Here is a 20,089-nt window from a genome sequence, read left to right on the forward strand (position 1 = left end):
CGATCGGCGGCAAATATAAAGCGGTGGGACAAAGTGGCGGGGCGTGGGTAGGGGAGCGCCATGGATACGCTGGTCGTTGCTCTCAAATGGTTCGCCGCGGGCACGGGCATCGTCGCCGCCACGATCGTCGCCTGCGATATCGGCAAGCGGAACACCGGATGGGGCATGGTGCTGTTCTGCCTGTCGGCGGTGGCGTGGATCGCGGGCGGGGTGCTGACGCACGATTGGGCGCTGGGCACGCAGAACGTCGTGCTGCTCGGCATCGATCTGATCGGCGTGTACCGCTATCTGGTGACGCCGCGCGGTGATTGATCCGCTTGTCCGGGGACCGGCACTGGGCGCGATCGGTGCGATTCTCGGCAGCTTCATGGCGACGCTCGTACTGCGCTGGAGCGAGGGCCGGTCGGTCATGCGCGGGCGATCCGCCTGCGACGGGTGCGGGCGGACGCTGCGCGCGCGCGATCTGGTGCCGATCGTCAGCGCCATGCTGCTGCGCGGTAGGTGTCGCGCGTGTGGCGGGCGGATCGATCCCTGGCATGGCCGGATCGAAGCGCTGGCCGGCCTGATCGGCCTGAGCGCCGGATTAGCGGCCGCGACGCCGGTGGCGCTGGCGGGTGCGGCGTTCGGGTGGCTGCTGCTGACGCTCGCCGCGCTCGATCTGCGGGCGCTGTGGCTGCCTGACCGGCTGACCGGCGCGCTCGCGATCGGCGGCGTCGCGACGGGGCTGCTGGGCATGGCGCCGGCGCTGGAGGATCGGATCGCCGGCGGCATCCTCGGCTATGCCACGCTGTGGGCGATCGCGCGCGGTTACCGGGCGTGGCGCGGGCGCGAGGGGATGGGCGGGGGCGATCCCAAGCTGCTCGGCGCGATCGGAGCGTGGCTCGGCTGGCGGATGCTGCCGGCGGTGCTGCTCGTCGCGTGCCTGGTCGGGCTGGGGGCCGTGCTCTTCGCCGCGCTGCGTGGACGGCCGATGGCGCGCGACACGCCGCTGCCGCTCGGCACGCTGCTCGGAATCGCGGCTTACCCGGCGTGGCTCGGCATGATAGTCCTCGCGCCATGATCGCCCTTCTGCTCGCGCTTCAGCTCGCTACCGCCGCCCCGCTTCCGCTGGGGCCGATCGGCAAGCAGGCGCTGCCGGCCAAGGGGTGCGCGGCGTTCCTCTGGAGCCCGGCGGATCGCACGCTGATCGCGATGGCGACGGCGGATCCCGCACGGTTGCGCCTGTCGATCGACGGCCGCGAGACCGACGTACCGCTCGTCGCCGCGCAGGGGCCGGGCGGCTTCGGCTTTTCGGGCAGCACGCAATATCGCGCCGGCGACGTGACCGCGACGCTCGACCTGACGATAGCCGAGCGGGCCGACCTGACCGCAGGCGCGGCGATCCCGAGCGCGACCTTGCGGCTCGAGCGGGTGGGCAAGGACATGGTGGTGATGCCGCTGGCCGGACTGATCGGGTGCACGGGCTGAGGGAGAACGAGACGATGGACGCGATCTTGGCGGCGCAGCGGGCCGCGTTCATGGCCGATCTTCCGGTGCCGCTGGCGTTGCGCAAGGATCGGCTGACGCGCGCGGCCGCGATGATCGCGGACTATGCGGACCGGTTCTGCGACGCGCTGTCGGAGGATTTCGGCCATCGCAGCCGCGACCAGTCGATGCTGACCGACATCGCCGCCTCGGTCGCCCCGCTCGTCCATGCGCGCAAGAGCCTCGATGGCTGGGCTAAGCGCGAGAAGCGCGCGGTGCAGTTTCCGCTGGGGCTGCTCGGCGCACGGGCATGGGTGGAGCATCAGCCCAAGGGCGTGATCGGGGTGATCGCTCCGTGGAACTTTCCGGTGCAGCTCGTGATGGCGCCGCTGGCGGGGATCCTCGCGGCAGGCAACCGCGCGATGGTGAAGACGAGCGAATATACGCCGGCCACCGCCGCCCTGTTCGAGGAGATCGTCGGCGCCTATTTCGCGCCCGACGAGCTCGCCTTCGTCAGCGGCGGCCCGGCGGTGGGCGAGGCGTTCGCCAGGTTGCCGTTCGACCATCTGCTCTTCACCGGCGCGACCGGCATCGGCCGGCACATCCTCCACGCCGCCGCCGACAATCTGACGCCGGTGACGCTGGAACTCGGCGGCAAGTCGCCGGTGATCGTGGGGCGTGGCGCCGATATCGCGCGCACCACCGAACGCGTGGCGCTCGGCAAGATGATGAACGCCGGCCAGATCTGCCTCGCGCCCGACTATATGCTGGTGCCCGCCGCCGACGAGGCGCGCGTCGTGCAGGGGCTCGTCGCGGCGGCGTCCGCCATGTACCCGAGCGTGCTGACCAATCCGGATTACACCGCGATCGTCAACGACCGGCATCACCAGCGGCTGACCGAATGGATCGCCGACGCGCGCGACAAGGGCGCGCACGTCACCGTGGTGAATCCTGCGAACGAGGATGCCGGATCGGCGAACGGTCGCCGGATGCCGCTGCACATCGTGACCGGCGTGACCGATCAGATGACGCTGATGCAGGAGGAGATCTTCGGGCCGGTGCTGCCGATCGTCCCCTATGACGGCATCGACGACGCGATCGCGCAGGTGAACCGGCGCGACCGGCCGCTCGCGCTCTACCATTTCGGTCCCGACGCCGCCGAGCGGGCGCGGGTGATGGAGCGGACCATCTCGGGCGGGGTGACGCTCGACGACGTGATCTTCCACGTCTCGCAGGAAGATCTGCCATTCGGCGGCGTCGGGCCGTCGGGCATGGGCGCCTATCACGGGCGCGACGGCTTCCGCACGTTCAGCCATGCGCGCGCGGTGTTTCGCCAATCGCGCTTCGACGTGGGCAAGCTCGCCGGGCTGAAGCCGCCCTATGGCGCGGCGACGCGACGGGCGATCGGCATGCAGATGAAGCGATGACTTGAACCGCGCCCGCCGGCTCTTTAGGGCCGGGCGTCCTCCCCAGGCATATCGATCCGCAACCCGCATCCAAGGATTCCATATGCTCGACCGCGCTGGCCTCTCGGTGGCCGAACCGCTTGCTGCCTTTGTCGAAGCGCGCGTGCTCGCGCCACTCGGGATCGATCCTGCCGGCTGGTGGCAGGGTGTGGCGGGGATCTTCGCGCGCTTCGCCCCCGAAAACGCGGCGCTGCTTGCCCGGCGCGATGCGCTGCAGGCCATGATCGACACGCGCTACGAGGCGGGCGAGCCGGTGGACGCGGCGTTCCTGCGCGCGATCGGCTATCTGGTGCCAGAGCCGGCGCCGTTCGCGATCGGCACGACGGGCGTGGATGCCGAGATCGCGACGATGGCCGGGCCGCAGCTCGTCGTCCCCTCGCTCAACGCGCGCTTCGTGCTGAACGCGGCGAATGCGCGCTGGGGCAGCCTGTACGACGCGCTCTACGGCACCGACGCGCTGCCGGGCAGCGCGGCGCCGGGCGGCTATGACGCGGTGCGCGGCGCGCAGGTGATCGCCGCGGCCAAGGCGTTCCTCGACGCGGCGGTGCCCCTGGCCGAGGGGCGCTGGGCCGAACTGGCCGGCGATCCGGTGCTGCGCGATCCCGGCCAGTTCGTGGGTCGGCACGGGCGGGACTGGCTGTTCGTCCATCACGGGCTGCATGTCGTGGTGGTGATCGACCCCGATCATCCGATCGGGCGCGGCGATCCGGCGCATATCGCCGATGTCGTGCTCGAATCGGCGCTGACGACGATCGTCGATCTGGAGGATTCGGTCGCCGCGGTGGATGCCGACGACAAGGTGGCCGCCTATGCCAATTGGCTGGGGCTGATGGACGGCACGCTGTCCGAGACGTTCGAAAAGGGCGGCGCGACGGTCACGCGCACGCTCGCGCCCGATCGCTGCTACGACACCGAGACGGGGATGCTGACGCTGCCGGGGCGCAGCCTGTTGTTCGTGCGCAACGTCGGTCATCTGATGACGACGCCGGCGGTGCGGCTGGCGGACGGCGCCGAGGCGCCCGAGGGCATCCTCGATGCGATCATGACCGCCACGATCGGTACGATCGACCTCCGGTGCCTGGGCCGTTACCGCAACAGCCGCACCGGCGCGATCTACATCGTGAAGCCCAAGATGCACGGGCCCGACGAATGCGCCTTCACCGACCGGCTGTTCGACGCCGTGGAGGATATTCTGGGTCTCGCGCGGCACACGATCAAGGTGGGTGTGATGGACGAGGAACGGCGCACCTCGGCCAATCTCGCCGCCTGCATCCATGCGGTGCGCGACCGGATCTGCTTCATCAACACCGGATTCCTCGATCGCACCGGCGACGAGATCCACACCGCGATGCGCGCCGGGCCGATGATCCCCAAGGCCGAGATGAAGACCACCGGCTGGATCAAGGCCTATGAGGATCGCAACGTCCGGATCGGCCTCGCGCACGGCCTTTCGGGGAAGGCGCAGATCGGCAAGGGAATGTGGGCGGCGCCCGACCGGATGGCGGACATGATGGCGCAGAAGCGTGCGCATCCGGCGACGGGCGCGAACACCGCCTGGGTGCCGTCGCCCACCGCTGCCACGCTTCACGCGATGCATTATCACGAAATCGACGTGTTCGATCGCCAGCGCCGGATCGCCGACGAGGCGATCCCGCCGGTGGAGGCGCTGCTGGAGGTGCCGCTGGCGGCCGGGCGCAACTGGACGCCCGACGAGGTCGCGCGCGAGCTGGACAACAACGCGCAAGGCATCCTCGGCTACGTGGTGCGCTGGATCGACCAGGGCGTGGGCTGTTCCAAGGTGCCCGATATCGACGATGTCGGGCTGATGGAGGATCGCGCGACGCTGCGCATTTCGTCGCAGCATATCGCCAACTGGCTGCTCCACGGCGTCGCCACGCCCGCCGATGTGGATGCCGCGCTCCAGCGGATGGCGGTGAAGGTGGACGCGCAGAATGCCGGCGATGCGCTCTACCGGCCGATGGCGCATCATCCCGAAGCGCCGGCCTATGCCGCGGCCCGCGCGCTGGTGTTCGAAGGGACGGCGCAGCCGAACGGCTATACCGAGCCGCTGCTCCACGCCTTCCGCACGCGGGCGAAGCTGCGAGGATGAAAAACAATGGCCGTTCGCGGAAACCTTTCACCCTCCGCGCGTTGCGTTTCAGTCGGAGGTGAGTCGAATACGGCCGCTTCTTTTAAGGGGGTAAGCTTGCGCGTCAGTTCGATCGGCAGACATCATTGGCTCGCCCTCGCGCTGATCGCCGCCGCCCCTGCATCCGGCCAATTGTCGAAACCCGGCACCGCTCCCGCCAAGGGGCCCGATGCGCCGCGCCCCGATAGCGGCAAGGCGGCCGACGCGAACGCGGCGAGCGCGTCCTCTAGCGACGCGCCGATCGTGCCGGAGGCCGAATTCGATGCGGCGCTGCCGCCACTCTCCGGCGATATCAACGCGCCGCTCGAACCGATGCGCGCGGGGACGCCCTCGGCGGGAACGCCCGCGACGGTCGCGCCTACGGGTGCGCCGGCGGGGCAGGCGGTGCTGGCGCCGACCGGCCCGGAGGATCCGCAGCTGGCACAGCCGCTGGTGCCGTTGGCCAATTTCGACGCCACGCCGCTCGACACCGCTGCGGACCTGAAGGGCAAGGACGCCCCGCAGATCCACTACGAGACCGAGGTGAAGGGGCTGGACAAGCTCGACCTCGACGCGCGATTCAAGGCATTGTCGGCCCTGCGTCAGGGCGGCGGCAAGGCGGCGAACGCCACGCAGGTGTCGGCCCGCGCGCGCGAAGACGAGGCGCTCGCGGTGCGGCTGATGAAGTCGCTCGGCTATTATGACGCGTCCGCCGTCTCCAGCGTGGCGACGATCCCGGGCGATCCCGGACGCCTGCGTGCGACGGTGAGCGCGCAGCCCGGGCGGCTCTACACGCTGTCGTCGATCACGGTCGATGCGCAGCCGACGCTGCCCGCCGGGCTCGTCCGCAAGGAATTGCCGCTGAAGGTCGGCGATCCGATCCAGGCCGATCGCATCCAGGGTGCCGAGGCGAATGTCAGCCTGACGCTGCCGCAGCAGGGCTATCCTTTCGTCAAGGTGGGGGACCGCGACATATTGCTGGACGATCAGAGCCCCAAGGCCACCGGCGCCTATACCTTGCCCGTCGACACCGGCCCGCGCGCGTCGTTCGGCAAGCTGGTCACGACCGGCGATCCCGTGTTCGGGCTCGATCATCTGAACGTCTTCCCGCGCTTCCAGCCGGGGCAACTCTATGATTCGCGGCTGGTGGACGATCTGCGCGACGCGCTGGTCGCGACCAGCCTGTTCGGCACGCTGTCGGTCGAGCCGCAGCGCACCGGCCGGCTGAACCCCGACGGCACCGAGCAGGTCGATCTGCTGGTGCGGCAGAGCGAGGGGCGCGCGAAGTCGCTCGCGGGCACGGCGGGCTATTCGACGGGCGAGGGCTTCAAGGTCACCGGCTCCTACACCAACCGCAACGCCTTTCCCGAAGAGGGCGCGCTCATCGTCACCGCGACGGGCGGCACGCAGGAACAGGGCCTGTCGGGCACGTTCAAGCGCTCCAATGCGGGCAAGCGCGACCGCACCGTCACGCTGACGGCCGCGGCGGACCATTCGAGCTATGACGCGTTCAGCGCCAACACGCTGACGCTTTCGGGCCGGATCAGCTATGATTCCACGCCGATCTGGCAGAAGACCTTCACCTACAGCTATGGCTTCGAACTCGTCGGCACGAACGAGAGCGTCTATGATTTCGGCGTGGGCGACCGGGTGCGGCGCAACTATTTCATCGCCGCGCTGCCGGGGCAGGCGGTGTTCGACCGGTCGAACGATCTGCTGAACCCCACCAAGGGCTATCGCCTCAAGATCAACCTCAGCCCCGAGACGTCGGTGCAGGGATCGATCAGCCCCTATCTGCGCTCGATGCTGGAGGGGACGGTCTATTATCCCGCCAGTACCAGCCTGACGATCGCCGGCCGCGTGCGCGTCGGCTCGATCGACGGCGTGGCGCGCGACGATCTCGCGCCGTCGCGGCGTTATTATGGCGGCGGCGGCGGATCGGTGCGCGGCTATGGCTATCAGCGGCTCGGGCCGCTCGATGCGCAGGGCAACCCGGTGGGCGGCCGCTCGCTCAACGAATTCGCGGTGGAGGCGCGCTACCGCTTCGGCAATTTCGGTGTCGTGCCGTTCTTCGATGCTGGCCAGGCTTATGCGAGCAGCCTGCCCAAATTCTCCGCGCTGCAATATGGCGCGGGCATCGGCGGGCGCATCTACACCAATTTCGGGCCGCTGCGCGTCGATGTCGCGACGCCGCTGAACCCGCGGCCGGGTGACAGCAAGGTCGCCCTCTACATCTCGATCGGGCAGGCCTTCTGATGACGGACGAAGGCGAAGCGACCGCAGCGGTGGGGACCACGACGCGGCCCTTGTGGCAGCGCATCCTGAAATGGCTGGCGTTCGCGCTGATCGGGCTGGTGGTGCTGGTGCTGGCGATCGTGCTCGGGATCAATACCGATCCCGGCCGCCGGTTCGTCGCGGACAAGCTCGGCGGCTACACCACCGCATCGGGGCTGAACATCAAGGTCGGGCGGATCGACGGATCGCTCTATGGCCATATGATCCTATCCGACGTGCGCGTCGCCGATCCGACGGGCGTCTTCCTCACCGCGCCGCGGCTCGACGTCGACTGGCGTCCGTTCGCCTATGCGCAGAACCACATCGACGTGCGTTCGCTCGATGCCGCGTTGGTGACGCTCGCGCGCAGCCCCGCGCTCAAGGCGACGCCCAGCGACCCCAACGCGCCACTGCTTCCCGATCTCGATATCGACATCAATCGGCTGCGCATCGCGCGTTTCGTGATCGGCGCGCCGGTCACCGGCCAGGTTCATGTGCTGAGCCTCGACGGTGGCGCCCATATCGCCGACCGCCGCGCGCAGCTCACTGCCGCCGCGGTCGCGCTGAAGGGGCCGGGGGTCGCCGGCGGCGACCGCCTCGCGCTCAAGCTGGATGCCGTGCCCGATGCCAACCGGCTGGATCTCGATGCGAAGCTGACGGCGCCGGTTGGCGGCGTCGTCGCGGGGCTCACCGGGCTGAAGGCGCCACTCGCCGTCTCGGTGGGCGGCAAGGGAACATGGGCTGGCTGGCAGGGGCGCGCGATCGCGACGCTTGGCGGCGGGCAGCTCGCGAATCTGGCGGTCGCATCGCGCTCCGGCCATATCGAGGTGCGCGGCACGACCAAGCCGGGGCTCTATCTCCAGGGTCCGGTCGAGCGGCTGACGAGCCCCGAAATGGCGGTCGCGATCGACACCACGCTCGACCAGCGGCGTGCCGATACGCGGATCAAGCTCAGCTCCAGCGCGCTGGCGGTGGATGCCGGCGGCCTGATCGACCTCGCGCGCAACCGGTTCGGCAATTTCGCGGTCGATGCGCGGCTGCTCACCCCCGGTGCGATCGCGCCCGCGCTCGCCGGGCGTGACGTCGCCGCGCGCGTGGTGCTCGACGGCGCCTTCGCCACGCCGACGGTGGACTATAAGATCCGCGCCGCCGCGCTCGGTTTTTCGGGCACCACCGTGGAGGATCTCTATGCCGAGGGGCTGGCGCGGGTCGATGCCAAGCGCATCCTCGTGCCCGTCAAGGCGCGCGCGCGCCGCGTGACCGGGCTGAACGCCGCGGCGGGCGGGCTGCTCAACAACCTCACCGTCAATGGCGACTTCGCGATCCAGGGCGTCAACGTCCTCTCGGACAATCTGCACGTCCGCTCGAGCAACATCGATGCGACCGCGATCGTCGTGGCGAACCTGTCGACCGGGCGTTACACCGGCGCGCTGAAGGGCCGGATCAACGATTACCGCGTCGACGGCATCGGCATCGTCAACCTGACGACCGACGCCAATCTGGTGACGACCCCGGCCGGCTTCGGGATCAAGGGCCGGGTGGTCGCCACCACCGCGCGGATCTTCAACGACGGCGCGCGCAGCTTCCTCGGCGGCGACGCGGTGATGCGGGCGGACGTTGGCTATGCGCCGAACGGACTCATCACCTTCTCGAACCTGCGGATGAACGCGCCACAGTTCCGCGTGACGCGGGGCGAGGGGCGCTATGCGCCGAACGGGCAGTTGCTCGTTTCCGCCGATGCCTATTCGACGCAATATGGCCCGCTCACCGCGCGCGTCAGCGGGACGGTGAACGATCCGGTGGTGCTGCTGGAGGCGGCGCATCCGGGCGTCGGCGTCGGGCTCGTCGGGCTGAAGGCGCGGATCGTCGGCCGCGGCGGCGCCTATGCCGTGCTCGCCAGCGGCGGGACGCAATATGGCCCGTTCACCGCGGACGTGCTCGTCCGCCCCGGCCGCGAGTTGGCGGTAGACATCCACCGCGTCGTGTTCGCGGGCATCGTCGCCACCGGCCGCGTGGTACAGACGGTGGCGGGTCCATTCGCGGGGCAGCTCCAGTTCGCCGGATCGGGGCTGAACGGCCAGGTCGCGCTCGGTGCGCAGGGCAAATATCAGCGGGCCGTTGTCAACGCGCGCGCGGACAATGCCAAGATCCCGGGACCGGTGGATTTCACCATCGGCCGCGCGATCGTGAACGCCACGGCGGTGCTCTATCCGACCGCGCCGCAAGTGGTGGCCGACGTCCAGGTCGGCGATCTGCGCTATGGCGCCACCGTGCTGTCGGCGGCGCGTGCGAAGGTAAACTATGTCGGCGGCCACGGCACCGCGCAGGCGCTGCTCACCGGCTCCAACGGCGTGCCCTTCCGGCTTGCCGCCAACGCCCAGCTTTCGCCGAGCGACTATCTCGTCGCGCTGCAGGGGCAGGCGAATGGCATCGCTTTCCACACCGGCAACCCCGCGCGAATCCATGCGACGAAGGGCGTCTATGCGCTGGCGCCGACGCAGATCGCGTTCGGGCAGGGCAGCACCGGCGGCGCGTTGCGCCTGGCGGGGCGCTACGGTGCCGGGCTCGCGCTTCAGGCGCGGCTCGACCGGCTCGACCTGTCGATCGCCAACGCGCTCATCCCCAATCTCGGCATCGCCGGGCAGGCAACCGGCAGCCTCGACCTGACCCAGCCGAACAGCAGCGCGATCCCCAATGCCGATGCACGGCTGACGATCGCCAATTTCCAGCGCACCGGACTTGCCGCCGTGTCCGAACCCGTCGACATCGTGTTCGCCGGCAAGCTGCTGCCCGATGGCGGCGAGGCGCGCGCGATCGTCAAGCGCGGCGGCACGCCCGTCGGGCGGATGGTGGCGACGCTGCGGCCGTTGCCGCCGAGCGCCGGCTCCTGGTCGACGCGGCTGATGGCCGCGCCGCTCTCGGGCGGGATCCGCTACAACGGCCCCTCGGCGGTGCTGTTCAGCCTTGCCGCGCTGCCCAACCAGCAAGTGTCCGGCCCGATTGCGATCGCCGCCGATTTCGGCGGCACCGTGACCGCGCCGCGTATCAATGGCCTGATCCGCGCCGACAACCTGACCTATGACAACGAGACCTATGGCACCCGCCTGTCGCAGATGAAGATCGCGGGCCGGTTCAACAACGACCGGCTCGAACTGACGAGCCTCAGCGCCCGTGCGGGCGACGGCACGGTCCAGGCGCAGGGCAGCGTGGGCCTCGCCGCCGACAGCGGCTATCCGATCGATCTGCGGGCGACGCTCGACAAGGCGCAACTGGCCAAGAGCGATGCGCTCGGCGCGACCGCCAGCGGGACCGTCCACCTGACCAACGGCAAGGATGGCGGCCTGATCCAGGGCGATATCACGGTGCCCAATGCACGCTACGAGATCATCCGCCAGGGCGCGGCCGAAGTGCCCGAACTGACGGGCGTGCGCCGCAAGAGCGACATGGTGCCGGGCCGACCGACCGACCGGCCGAAGCCGGCGCCCACCGGACTGTTCAAGCTCGATCTCCATGTCCGCGCGGCCAACCAGCTCTTCGTCTCGGGCATGGGACTCGAATCCGAATGGTCGATGAACCTGCGGATCGGCGGCACCAGCGCCGCGCCGGTCATCACCGGCGGCCTCGATCTTGTCCGCGGCACCTATTCCTTCTCGGGCAAGCGCTTCGACGTGACCAAGGGCGAGATCCGCTTCCGCGGCGGCGCCCTGACCGATCCGGATATCAACATCGTCGCTTCCACCACGACGAGCGACATCACCGTGACGATCAACATCACCGGCACGGGCGAGCATCCGCAGATCGCGTTCACCTCGACACCGACGCTGCCGCAGGACGAGGTGCTGAGCCGCCTGCTGTTCGGCACGTCACCGACGAACCTGTCCGCCACAGAAGCGATCCAGCTCGCCGCGGCGCTTAATTCGCTGCGGGGATCGAGCGGGGGCGGGCTCAACCCGCTCGGCAAGCTCCGCTCGGCCACCGGGTTCGACCGGCTGCGCATCCTCGGTGCGGACCAGGCGACGGGTCGCGGCACGTCGCTGGCGGCGGGCAAATATATCAGCAAGAACATCTATGTGGAGATCATCACCGATGCGCGCGGCTTCACCGCCACGCAGCTCCAGGTGTCGCTGTCCCGCGTGCTGAGCGTGTTGTCCTCCACCGGTTCGTTCGGCGGCAGCAACGTCTCGGTCAAATATTCGCGAGACTTCCGCTAGACCGCGCGATAGGCTGCCCTCCACCGAATAGAAGACCGGGTATGGTGGAGAGGCGCATATGACCGAACATCTCGACGTGATCGTCGTGGGGGCCGGCATTTCCGGCATCGGGATGGGCTATCACCTCCAGACGCGCTGTCCGGATCGCAGCTACGCCATATTGGAGGGGCGGGCGGCGATGGGCGGGACCTGGGACCTGTTCCGCTACCCCGGCATCCGCAGCGATTCGGACATGCACACGCTGGGCTTCGTCTTCCATCCCTGGACGGGGGCCAAGGCGATCGCCGACGGTCCTTCGATCCGCGAGTATGTCGTGGAAACCGCGCAGACCTATGGCATTGATCGGCATATCCGCTTCTCGCACCGGGTGACCAGCGCGACCTGGTCGAGCGAGGAGGCGCGCTGGACGGTCGGCGGCACCGGCCCCGACGGCGCGCCCGTCACGCTCACCTGCAACTTCCTGTGCATGTGCGCGGGATATTATGACTATGCGCGCGGCCACACGCCCGATTTCGCCGGCGCGGCCGATTTCCAGGGCATGATCGTCCACCCGCAATTCTGGCCCGCCGATCTCGATTATGCGGGCAAGGAAGTGGTCGTGATCGGCAGCGGCGCCACGGCCGTCACGCTCGTGCCTGAAATGGCGAAGCAGGCGGCGCATGTGACGATGCTCCAGCGCTCGCCCACCTATGTCGTCTCGCGCCCCTCGGCGGACCGCGTCGCCGACTGGCTGCGCGAACGCCTGCCGGCCAAGCTCGCTTACGGTCTGACGCGGTGGAAGAACGTGCTGTGGGGCATGTTCTTCTTCCGTCTCGCCCGCCGCCGCCCGGAAAAGGTGAAGCAGCGCATCCTCGGCATGGTGCGCGAGCATCTCGGGCCGGATTACGACGTCGCGACGCATTTCACGCCGCGCTACAATCCGTGGGATCAGCGGATGTGCATGGTGCCCGACGCCGATCTGTTCGGCGCGATCAACGCCGGCACCGCGACCGTGGTGACCGACACGATCGACCGGTTCACCGCGCACGGCATCCGCCTCGCGTCGGGCGCGGAACTGCCCGCCGACGTGATCGTCACCGCGACGGGGCTGGAGCTGCAACTGATGAGCGGCGTCGACTTCCGCGTCGACGGTGAACCCGTCGATTGGTCGCGCCGGCTGCAATATAAGGGCATGATGTTCTCGGACGTGCCCAATCTGGCGTCGGTGTTCGGCTATACCAATGCGTCGTGGACGCTGAAGGCCGATCTGACCGCGATGTATGTCTGCCGCCTGCTCAACACGATGCGCAAGCGCGGGCTGCGGCAGGCGACGCCGTACAATGCGGATGCGGCGATGAGCACCGAGCCCTTCCTCGATTTCTCGTCGGGCTATGTCACGCGCGCGATCGATAGCCTGCCGAAACAGGGCGCGAAGAAGCCGTGGAAGCTGAACCAGAATTACGCGCTCGACATTCTGGCGCTGCGGCTGGGATCGGTGGACGACGGCATGCGCTTCTCGAACCCTGTCGCCGCCCGGGCACACGAGCCGGCCTGACACGCCGCTTGCACGGTTCGTTCGATCGAACTAAAGCGGCGGCCATGCACAGCCGCCTTCTCGACATCGCCATCGGCGAGTTCGGCAGCAAAGGGCTGGAAGGCGCCAGCACGCGCGGGATCGCTGCGGCGGCGGGCACGGCGATGTCGTCGATCACCTATCATTTCGGGGGCAAGGAAGGCCTTTATCTCGCCGCTGCCGACCGGATCGCGGAACGGCTGGCCGAGGATATGGGTGGCGTCATCGAAGCCGAAGGGATGGTCGACGATGGCGATCCGGCCGCCGCCACGGCTGCCCTTCAGCGAATCCTCGCCCGGCTGGCGGACAAGATCGGCGGTGCCACCGGGAGCGATGCGTCGCTGTTCATCCTGCGCGAGCAGATGAACCCCGGCGCGGCGTTCGACCGGCTTTACGGCGGCGTGATGGGGCGCATGCTGGAAACCATCGTCGCCTTGGTGCGCGCGGCCACGGGGCTTGCCGATTCGCGGGCGGCGCGGATCGTGACGATCACGCTATTCGGCCAGGTGCTGGCGCTGCGGGGATCGCGCGCCGCGTGCCTCCGCCTGCTCGGCCAGGACGGGATGGACCCCGAACACCTGGCTGAGATAAAGGGCCGCATCGCGGCTAACACCGATGCCATTCTCGCCCGGCTGCGCGCCGAAGCACAGGGGACGTCATGAGCGATTCGAGCACCGATGAGGAGCGCAAGGCTTCGCACGACGATGCCCGTGGGGACGAGCATTCCGAGGCCGCGAGTCCGTCCGACGACGGCGGCAAGAACGATGGCGATGACGGCGAGGACAAGGCCGACAAGCCCAAGAAGCCGTCCATCTTCGCGAAGCCGCTCTTCTGGATCATCCTGATCGTCGTCGTGGCGCTGCTGGTCGTCGGCGGCGTGCTCTACTGGTTGCACGCCCGCCAGTATGAGACGACCGACGATGCGTTCGTCGATGCCCATATCGTGCGGATCGCACCGCAGACCGGGGGCACGCTGGTGGCCGTCGCCAATGTCGACAACCGGCATGTGAAGGCGGGCAGCCTGCTCGCGGTGATCCAGCCGACCGGCCCGCAGGCGCAGCTCGCCGAGGCGCAAGCCAATGTCGCGCAGGCGCAAGCCCAGGCGGGCCAGGCGCATGCGCAAGTGACCGCCGCCCTCGCCAACGAGGCGCAGGTGGCTGCGCAGGCCCGGGCGCCGCTCGCCGCTGCGATCAAGGCGCGGCAGGATCTGCAGCGCTACGAAACGCTGCTTCGCCTCGATCCCAATGCGGTCGCTGGGCAGCAGCTCGACGCCGCGCGCGCGACCGCGCGCTCGGCCGATGCCGATGCCGCCGCCGCCCGCCGCCAGATCGACAGCGCCGCCGCGAACGTCACCGTCGCGCGCCGCCAGATCGGTGCGGCGAACGCCACGGTCGCCGCGCGGCGCGCGCAGGTGCAGCAGGCGAACGTGACGCTGGGCAATCTCCGGCTGAAGGCGCCGGTCGATGGGCAGGTGGTGAACCGGTCGGTCAATCTGGGATCCTATGTCGGCCCCGGCACGCAGTTGATGGCGATGATCCCCGATCGGCTGTGGGTGACCGCGAACTTCAAGGAAACGCAGCTCACCCATATGCAGATCGGGCAGGGTGTGGCGATCCATGTCGATGCCTATCCCGGGGTCGATTTCGTCGGGCATGTCGATTCGATCCAGCGCGGCGCGGGGCAGGCGTTCGCGCTGCTGCCGCCGCAGAATGCCACGGGCAATTACGTGAAGGTGGTGCAGCGCGTGCCGGTGCGCATCCTCTTCGACGTCAAGAACGGCGCCGATCCGCGCCGCTATGCGATCGGGCCGGGCATGTCGGTCGTTCCCACCGTCAAGGTGCGCTGAGCATGGCGGGCGCCGCCGAGTCCGGTGGCTGGAGCCCCGCGCGTTCGGCGGCGGGGCCCTATAGCCCGTGGCTGATCGTCACGATCATCTCGATCCCGACGTTCATGGAGGTGCTCGACACATCGATCGCCAATGTCAGCCTCGATCATATCGCCGGCGGCCTGTCGATCTCGACCGATCAGGCGACGTGGGTGCTGACGAGCTATCTGGTCGCCAACGCGATCATCATCCCGATCTCGGGCTGGCTGAGCGACGCGATCGGGCGGAAACGCTATTTCCTCCTGTCGATCGCGCTCTTTACGCTCGCCTCGTTCCTGTGCGGCGTGGCACCCAATCTCCAGACGCTCGTCATCGCGCGCGTGCTTCAGGGGATCGGCGGCGGCGGCCTCGCACCCGTCGAACAGTCGATCCTGGCGGATACGTTTCCGCCCAAGCAACGCGGCATGGCGTTCGCCGCGTTCGCCATCGTGGTGGTGGTGGGGCCGGTGCTCGGCCCGTCGCTGGGCGGCTACATCACCGAAAATGCCAGTTGGCACTGGGTGTTTCTCATCAACGTGCCGATCGGCATCGCGGCGTTCTTTCTCGCCGAGACGTTCGTCGACGAGCCCAAGGCGATGGAGGAAGACCGCCAGGCGCGCATGAAGAAGGGGCTGCGGATCGACTATTGGGGCGTGATCCTGGTGGCGCTGGGGCTCGGTTTCCTGGAGATCACGCTCGATCGCGGCGAGCGCGAGGATTGGTTCGCCAGCCCGCTGATCGTCGCCTCCGCCGTGACGGCGGGATTGGCGCTGATCGCGCTCGTCATCCGCGAACTGACGGTGGAAGATCCCGTCGTCGATCTGAAACTGCTCGGCAACCGCAACTTCGCGATCACCGTATCGCTGATGGGGCTGACGGGCCTGATCCTGTTCGGGACGACGCAGTTGATCCCGCAGATGCTCCAGCAGGTGCTCGGCTACAGCGCGCTCGACGCGGGGCTGGCGTTGACCGCCGGCGGTTTCGCCACGCTGGTCGCAGTGCCGATCGCGGGGCGGCTGGCGGGATCGGTCGATGTGCGGCTGATGCTGTTCCCGGCCTTGCTGGTGCAGGCGGCGGCGCTGTGGAACCTGTCGCATTTCACCGCCGATATCAGCTTTTCCGACGCGGCGATCGCGCGCCTCTATCAATCGATGGCGCTGCCGTTCCTGTTCGTGCCGATCAACGCGGTGGCTTATGTGGGATTGCGGCAGAATCAGACCGCGCAGGCGTCGAGCCTGTTGAACGTCTTCCGCAATCTGGGCGGCACGATCGGCATCGCGTTTGCCCAGTCGCTGTTCGCCAACCGGCAGCAGGTCGAGCAGGCGAACCTTACCTATGTGACCAACCCGCTCAATCCCAATTACAACAATTGGTTGAGCGATGCGACGCGGGTGTTGGGCAGCGCGGGCGATGCGGTGACGACGCCGCTGGCGGTGCTGTACCAGCAGCTTCAGCGTCAGGCGAACATGCTCGCCTTTCTCGACGTATTCCGTACGCTGATGGTGGTGACGCTCGTGCTGTCGCCGCTCGCCTTGTTCTTGAAAGTGGATCGATCGGGCGGCAAGCCGGCCGGCGGGGGGATGGGACATTGACGATCCGCAAGGCTGTTCTGCTGGCGGCGGTCGCGCTTTCGGGCTGCACGGTCGGGCCGAACTATCGGCCCCCCGCCGTCGATGCGCCAGCGGCGTTCGTCGAACCTCAGCCCGCGCCGGGTGCGGCGGTGGACCCGGCGACATGGTGGCGCGCGTTCGGCGATCCGGTGCTCGACGGCCTCGTCACGCGCGCGCTGGCGGGCAATCCCGACATGGCGGCGGCCGCCTCGCGCGTTCGCCAGGCGCGGCTGGGCGAGATCGCCGCGCGCGCGCAGGGGCTGCCGACCCTCGGCGCGACCGGCGGCGCAAGCCATGTCGAATTCAGCAAGAATGCGGGCTTCGCCTCGCTCGCCCAGCTCTTCTCGGGCACGAGCGGCGGCGGGACGTCGGGCAGCGCGTCGAACACCGGCATCGCGCTGCCGGGCAGCGGGATCACCACCTTCTCCGCGGGCTTCGACGCGAGCTGGGAAATCGACATCTTCGGTGGCGTACGCCGCGGGGTGGAGGCAGCCCGCGCGCGCACCGAAGCCGCGGAATGGTCGCGGCGCGACGCGGCGGTGACGCTGGCCGCCGAAGTGGCGCAGGGATATTTCGCGCTGCGGCTCGATCAGGTGCAGGCCGCGGTGATCGCGCAGGAGATCGATCGGCAGCGCCGTGCCCTTGGCATCTCGGGCGAGATCGCGCGGGCCGGCCTCGTGCCGCCGATCGACGTGACCCGCCAGCGCGGGCGGATCACCGATGCCGAGGCGCGACTGGCGCCGGTGCAGGGTGATGCGGCCGTTCGCGTTCATGCCCTGGCCGTGCTGCTGGGTGCGACGCCCGAAGCGCTGGCGACCGAGCTGTCGGCGCCGTCCGCCGTCGCGGCGGGGCTGCCCGTCGTTCCCGCAGGCCTGCCGTCGGACCTGCTTCGCCGCCGGCCGGATATCCGCGCGGCCGAGCGGCAATTGGCCGCCGCCAACGCCGATATCGGTGTGGCGGTGGCGGATCTCTATCCGCGCTTCTCGTTGACGGGTGTGGCGGAGCTGATCTCCACGTCGCTCGCCACCCTGTTCGAGCGCGACAGCCTCCAACTGACGGGGTCCGGCGCGGTGACGTTTCCGCTCGTCGATTTCGGACGGCGGCGCGCGACGGTCGAGAGCCGGCGCGAAGACCGCGAACAAGCCTATCTACGCTATCGCTCGACCGTGCTGGTGGCGCTTCGGGACGTGGAGGACGCGTTGGCGCGACTCGAAGCGGAACGGCGGCGACATGCCGCCCTCGAGCGCGCGCTGGCGGATCAGCAGACCAGTGCGAACGCGACTCTGGCACAATATCGCACGGGTTTCGTGGCGCAGGACAGTCTGCTGAACGCCGAAGCCCAAGTGCTGAGCGCGCGCGAGCAACTGGCGGCCAGCGATGCCGATCTGCGTCAGCAGACCGCGGCGTTGTTCAAGGCGCTGGGTGGGGGCTGGGACACGACGCCCGTTCCGGCGCGGCCCTCTCGCTGAGGGCGTAGCGTCTCGGTCCGAAACGGATCGTTATTTGCCGGATCGCTATTCGATGTCGGTGTCGCGCGAGTCGGCTCGAACATGTTGCGGCAATTCCGGCCCGAACGACGTCAAACCTTGAATATTCAAGGATTCTCGATCCTTCGGGCCGAAAGTCATCCCTTTACCAGGGACGAAGGCCGTCGCCGTAAACGAGCGAAATGAGAAATGCCAACATGCCAGTCTCCCTTGTTCTACACCCTTTCGGATGCATCCGCACAATAATGGATAATGAAACCTTAAACAATCCCCGTAACGATGGGGCAATAGTGTTGCCGGATCCGCCGATCCGAAATTAAGGATATCTTCAGTCCGACCCGATAGGCCGGGAGCATGAGTGATCCGCGGCCAGATCGTGACACGAAGACCGGTCGTTCCCGAGAGGGTGGCATCGCGGGGCCGGACCAAACGGCTTCGGCGTTCCGGGGGCATGATTGGTGCTTCATCGTCTTTGCCGAAATCGCGAATTTCGCCTTTTTGCGGCGCCACATGGGGCAGCCCCGCGCGAACCTGCTGGCGAAGGATGTCGCCGAGGTGATCGCACGGATTCTGCCGGAAAGCCGTGTCGCGATCGCTGCACGCGATACCGTGGAGATCAGCTTCACGGGTGAGTCGCGTGGTGATCTGGACGTGGTGCTGGGCCGTGTCCACGATGGCTTCGCCAAGCCGCTCGACATCGACGGCGAGCCGCATCACGTCGATCTCGCGCTGGGTGCCAGCGCCGCCATGGCGCATGAATGCGACGAGGTTCGGCTGGTCGAAGAGGCGGAAGCCGCGTTGCGCGAAGCCCGTGTCGAGCGAACGACGATCGCGCGCGACATTGCGGAGGTGACTGCGGCGATCGACCGGATCGCGCTGGCCCGCGATCTGTCGGGCGCGATCGTGGCGGGCGAGCTGTTCCTGCAATATCAGCCCAAGGTTCACCTGCGCCGTCAGGAGGTCGCCAGTATCGAGGCGCTGGTCCGCTGGAACCATCCCGTCCGCGGCCTGGTCCTGCCAGGCGATTTCATTCCGATGGCGGAAGAGACCGCCGATATTCTGCCGCTCACGCTGTGGACGATCAACCAGGCCATCACCGATCAAGCCATTCTGGCGGCGAACGGACACGATCTCACGATCTTCATCAACATCGCCGGCAAGTTGCTGGCCGATCGCGCGTTCGTGCGCGAGGCCTGTGCGTTGGTGAAGACCAGCGGTGCGAAGCTGGGTTTCGAAATCACCGAGACTTCGGTGATCCGCGATCCGGAAAGCGCCATCCGTCACCTCAAGATCTTCGCGGAGATCGGGGTGGTCATCGCGATCGATGATTACGGCGCCGGGTTGTCGTCGCTGGCCTATCTCAAGCAATTGCCGGCGCGTGAATTGAAGATCGACAAGCTGTTCATCACACAGCTTACCAGTTCCCACCGCGACCCACTGATCGTTCGCTCGACCATCGATCTGGCGCACGCGATGGAAATGGAAGTGGTGGCCGAGGGCGTCGAGACCGCCGCGGCCATGGCGCTGCTGTCGGTGATGGGCTGCGACCTGATTCAGGGCTTCCTCATCAGTCGACCGATCGGTTTAGAGGCTCTTATCCAATTTTTGGATGCGGATCGCACGTTTCAATCCGTCACCAATTTTCCACTTTCCTTCGCCAAGCCGTCGAGCGTTAGAACGCGTGGCTGATCGGGTGAGGATCATCAGCGCGCTATCTGTGCTGCTATCGCTTCTATCCGTCCCCGCTGCATTGCTCAGCCAGAGTAAAACGACAGAAACAGTGTCGGCATGCGATGCCGTCATTGCCGATGCCAAGGCGCATATGCAGACCGACTCAGGGGCCGCCGGTCGGATCGCGGTCAATGCTCGCCGTTGCGCACTGAAGATCGCCGATACCAGAGCACGCGGCATTGTGATGGCCAACGCGGACTGGCTGCGCGGTGAGGCGTATCTCCGCGTAGACGATATCAAAAATGCCGCTTTGTCGATTAGTAGAGCGAAAAAGCTGGCCCTCCAGTTAAAGCCATCCGGAA

At 68.0% G+C, this 20,089-nt stretch carries 13 protein-coding genes; all 13 read left to right on the forward strand.

From position 1 onward, the window contains the following. The first annotated feature begins 60 nt into the window (after positions 1-60). The 13 genes from OXQ95_RS14765 (at position 61) to OXQ95_RS14825 (ending at position 19,745) form a co-directional block, all read left to right on the forward strand. Positions 61-312 carry a hypothetical protein gene (locus tag OXQ95_RS14765; RefSeq protein ID WP_267382143.1) on the forward strand — a complete coding sequence of 84 codons (252 nt, stop codon included), beginning with the start codon at positions 61-63 and terminating at the stop codon, positions 310-312. After that, entirely contained in the window at positions 308-1,060 is a 753-nt protein-coding gene (locus OXQ95_RS14770) for an A24 family peptidase (protein WP_267382171.1), read from the forward strand. Before OXQ95_RS14765 ends, OXQ95_RS14770 begins: the two co-directional genes overlap by 5 nt. Further along, a complete protein-coding gene (locus OXQ95_RS14775; protein ID WP_267382144.1) occupies positions 1,057-1,467 on the forward strand; it encodes a hypothetical protein in 411 nt (136 codons plus the stop codon). Before OXQ95_RS14770 ends, OXQ95_RS14775 begins: the two co-directional genes overlap by 4 nt. 14 nt (positions 1,468-1,481) lie before the next feature. After that, complete coding sequence (locus OXQ95_RS14780) at positions 1,482-2,891, forward strand: coniferyl aldehyde dehydrogenase (RefSeq protein ID WP_267382145.1); 1,410 nt, start codon at positions 1,482-1,484, stop codon at positions 2,889-2,891. 82 nt (positions 2,892-2,973) lie between these two features. Then, the gene (locus OXQ95_RS14785) at positions 2,974-5,040 is read left to right on the forward strand and encodes a malate synthase G (protein ID WP_267382146.1); all 2,067 of its coding nucleotides are present in this window, start codon (positions 2,974-2,976) and stop codon (positions 5,038-5,040) included. 96 nt (positions 5,041-5,136) lie between these two features. Next, the gene (locus OXQ95_RS14790) at positions 5,137-7,314 is read left to right on the forward strand and encodes a BamA/TamA family outer membrane protein (protein WP_267382147.1); all 2,178 of its coding nucleotides are present in this window, start codon (positions 5,137-5,139) and stop codon (positions 7,312-7,314) included. Further along, positions 7,314-11,543: a translocation/assembly module TamB domain-containing protein gene (locus OXQ95_RS14795; RefSeq protein ID WP_267382148.1), complete on the forward strand. Its 4,230-nt coding sequence runs from the start codon at positions 7,314-7,316 to the stop codon at positions 11,541-11,543. The genes OXQ95_RS14790 and OXQ95_RS14795 overlap by 1 nt, the downstream gene beginning before the upstream one ends. Before the next feature lie 58 nt (positions 11,544-11,601). Further along, on the forward strand, positions 11,602-13,077 hold the full coding sequence (locus tag OXQ95_RS14800) for an NAD(P)/FAD-dependent oxidoreductase (RefSeq protein ID WP_267382149.1): 1,476 nt from the start codon (positions 11,602-11,604) through the stop codon (positions 13,075-13,077). 44 nt (positions 13,078-13,121) lie between these two features. Further along, complete coding sequence (locus tag OXQ95_RS14805) at positions 13,122-13,757, forward strand: CerR family C-terminal domain-containing protein (protein WP_267382150.1); 636 nt, start codon at positions 13,122-13,124, stop codon at positions 13,755-13,757. Beyond that, complete coding sequence (locus tag OXQ95_RS14810; RefSeq protein WP_267382152.1) at positions 13,754-14,941, forward strand: HlyD family secretion protein; 1,188 nt, start codon at positions 13,754-13,756, stop codon at positions 14,939-14,941. Before OXQ95_RS14805 ends, OXQ95_RS14810 begins: the two co-directional genes overlap by 4 nt. Before the next feature lie 2 nt (positions 14,942-14,943). Then, a complete protein-coding gene (locus OXQ95_RS14815) occupies positions 14,944-16,551 on the forward strand; it encodes a DHA2 family efflux MFS transporter permease subunit (RefSeq protein ID WP_267382153.1) in 1,608 nt (535 codons plus the stop codon). Next, positions 16,548-18,038: an efflux transporter outer membrane subunit gene (locus OXQ95_RS14820; protein ID WP_267382154.1), complete on the forward strand. Its 1,491-nt coding sequence runs from the start codon at positions 16,548-16,550 to the stop codon at positions 18,036-18,038. The genes OXQ95_RS14815 and OXQ95_RS14820 overlap by 4 nt, the downstream gene beginning before the upstream one ends. 372 nt (positions 18,039-18,410) lie before the next feature. Next, positions 18,411-19,745 carry an EAL domain-containing protein gene (locus OXQ95_RS14825; protein ID WP_267382155.1) on the forward strand — a complete coding sequence of 445 codons (1,335 nt, stop codon included), beginning with the start codon at positions 18,411-18,413 and terminating at the stop codon, positions 19,743-19,745. Positions 19,746-20,089: the final 344 nt, after the last annotated feature.

It is taken from the genome of Sphingomonas sp. GC_Shp_6 (assembly GCF_026540835.1).
GTDB lineage: Bacteria > Pseudomonadota > Alphaproteobacteria > Sphingomonadales > Sphingomonadaceae > Sphingomonas.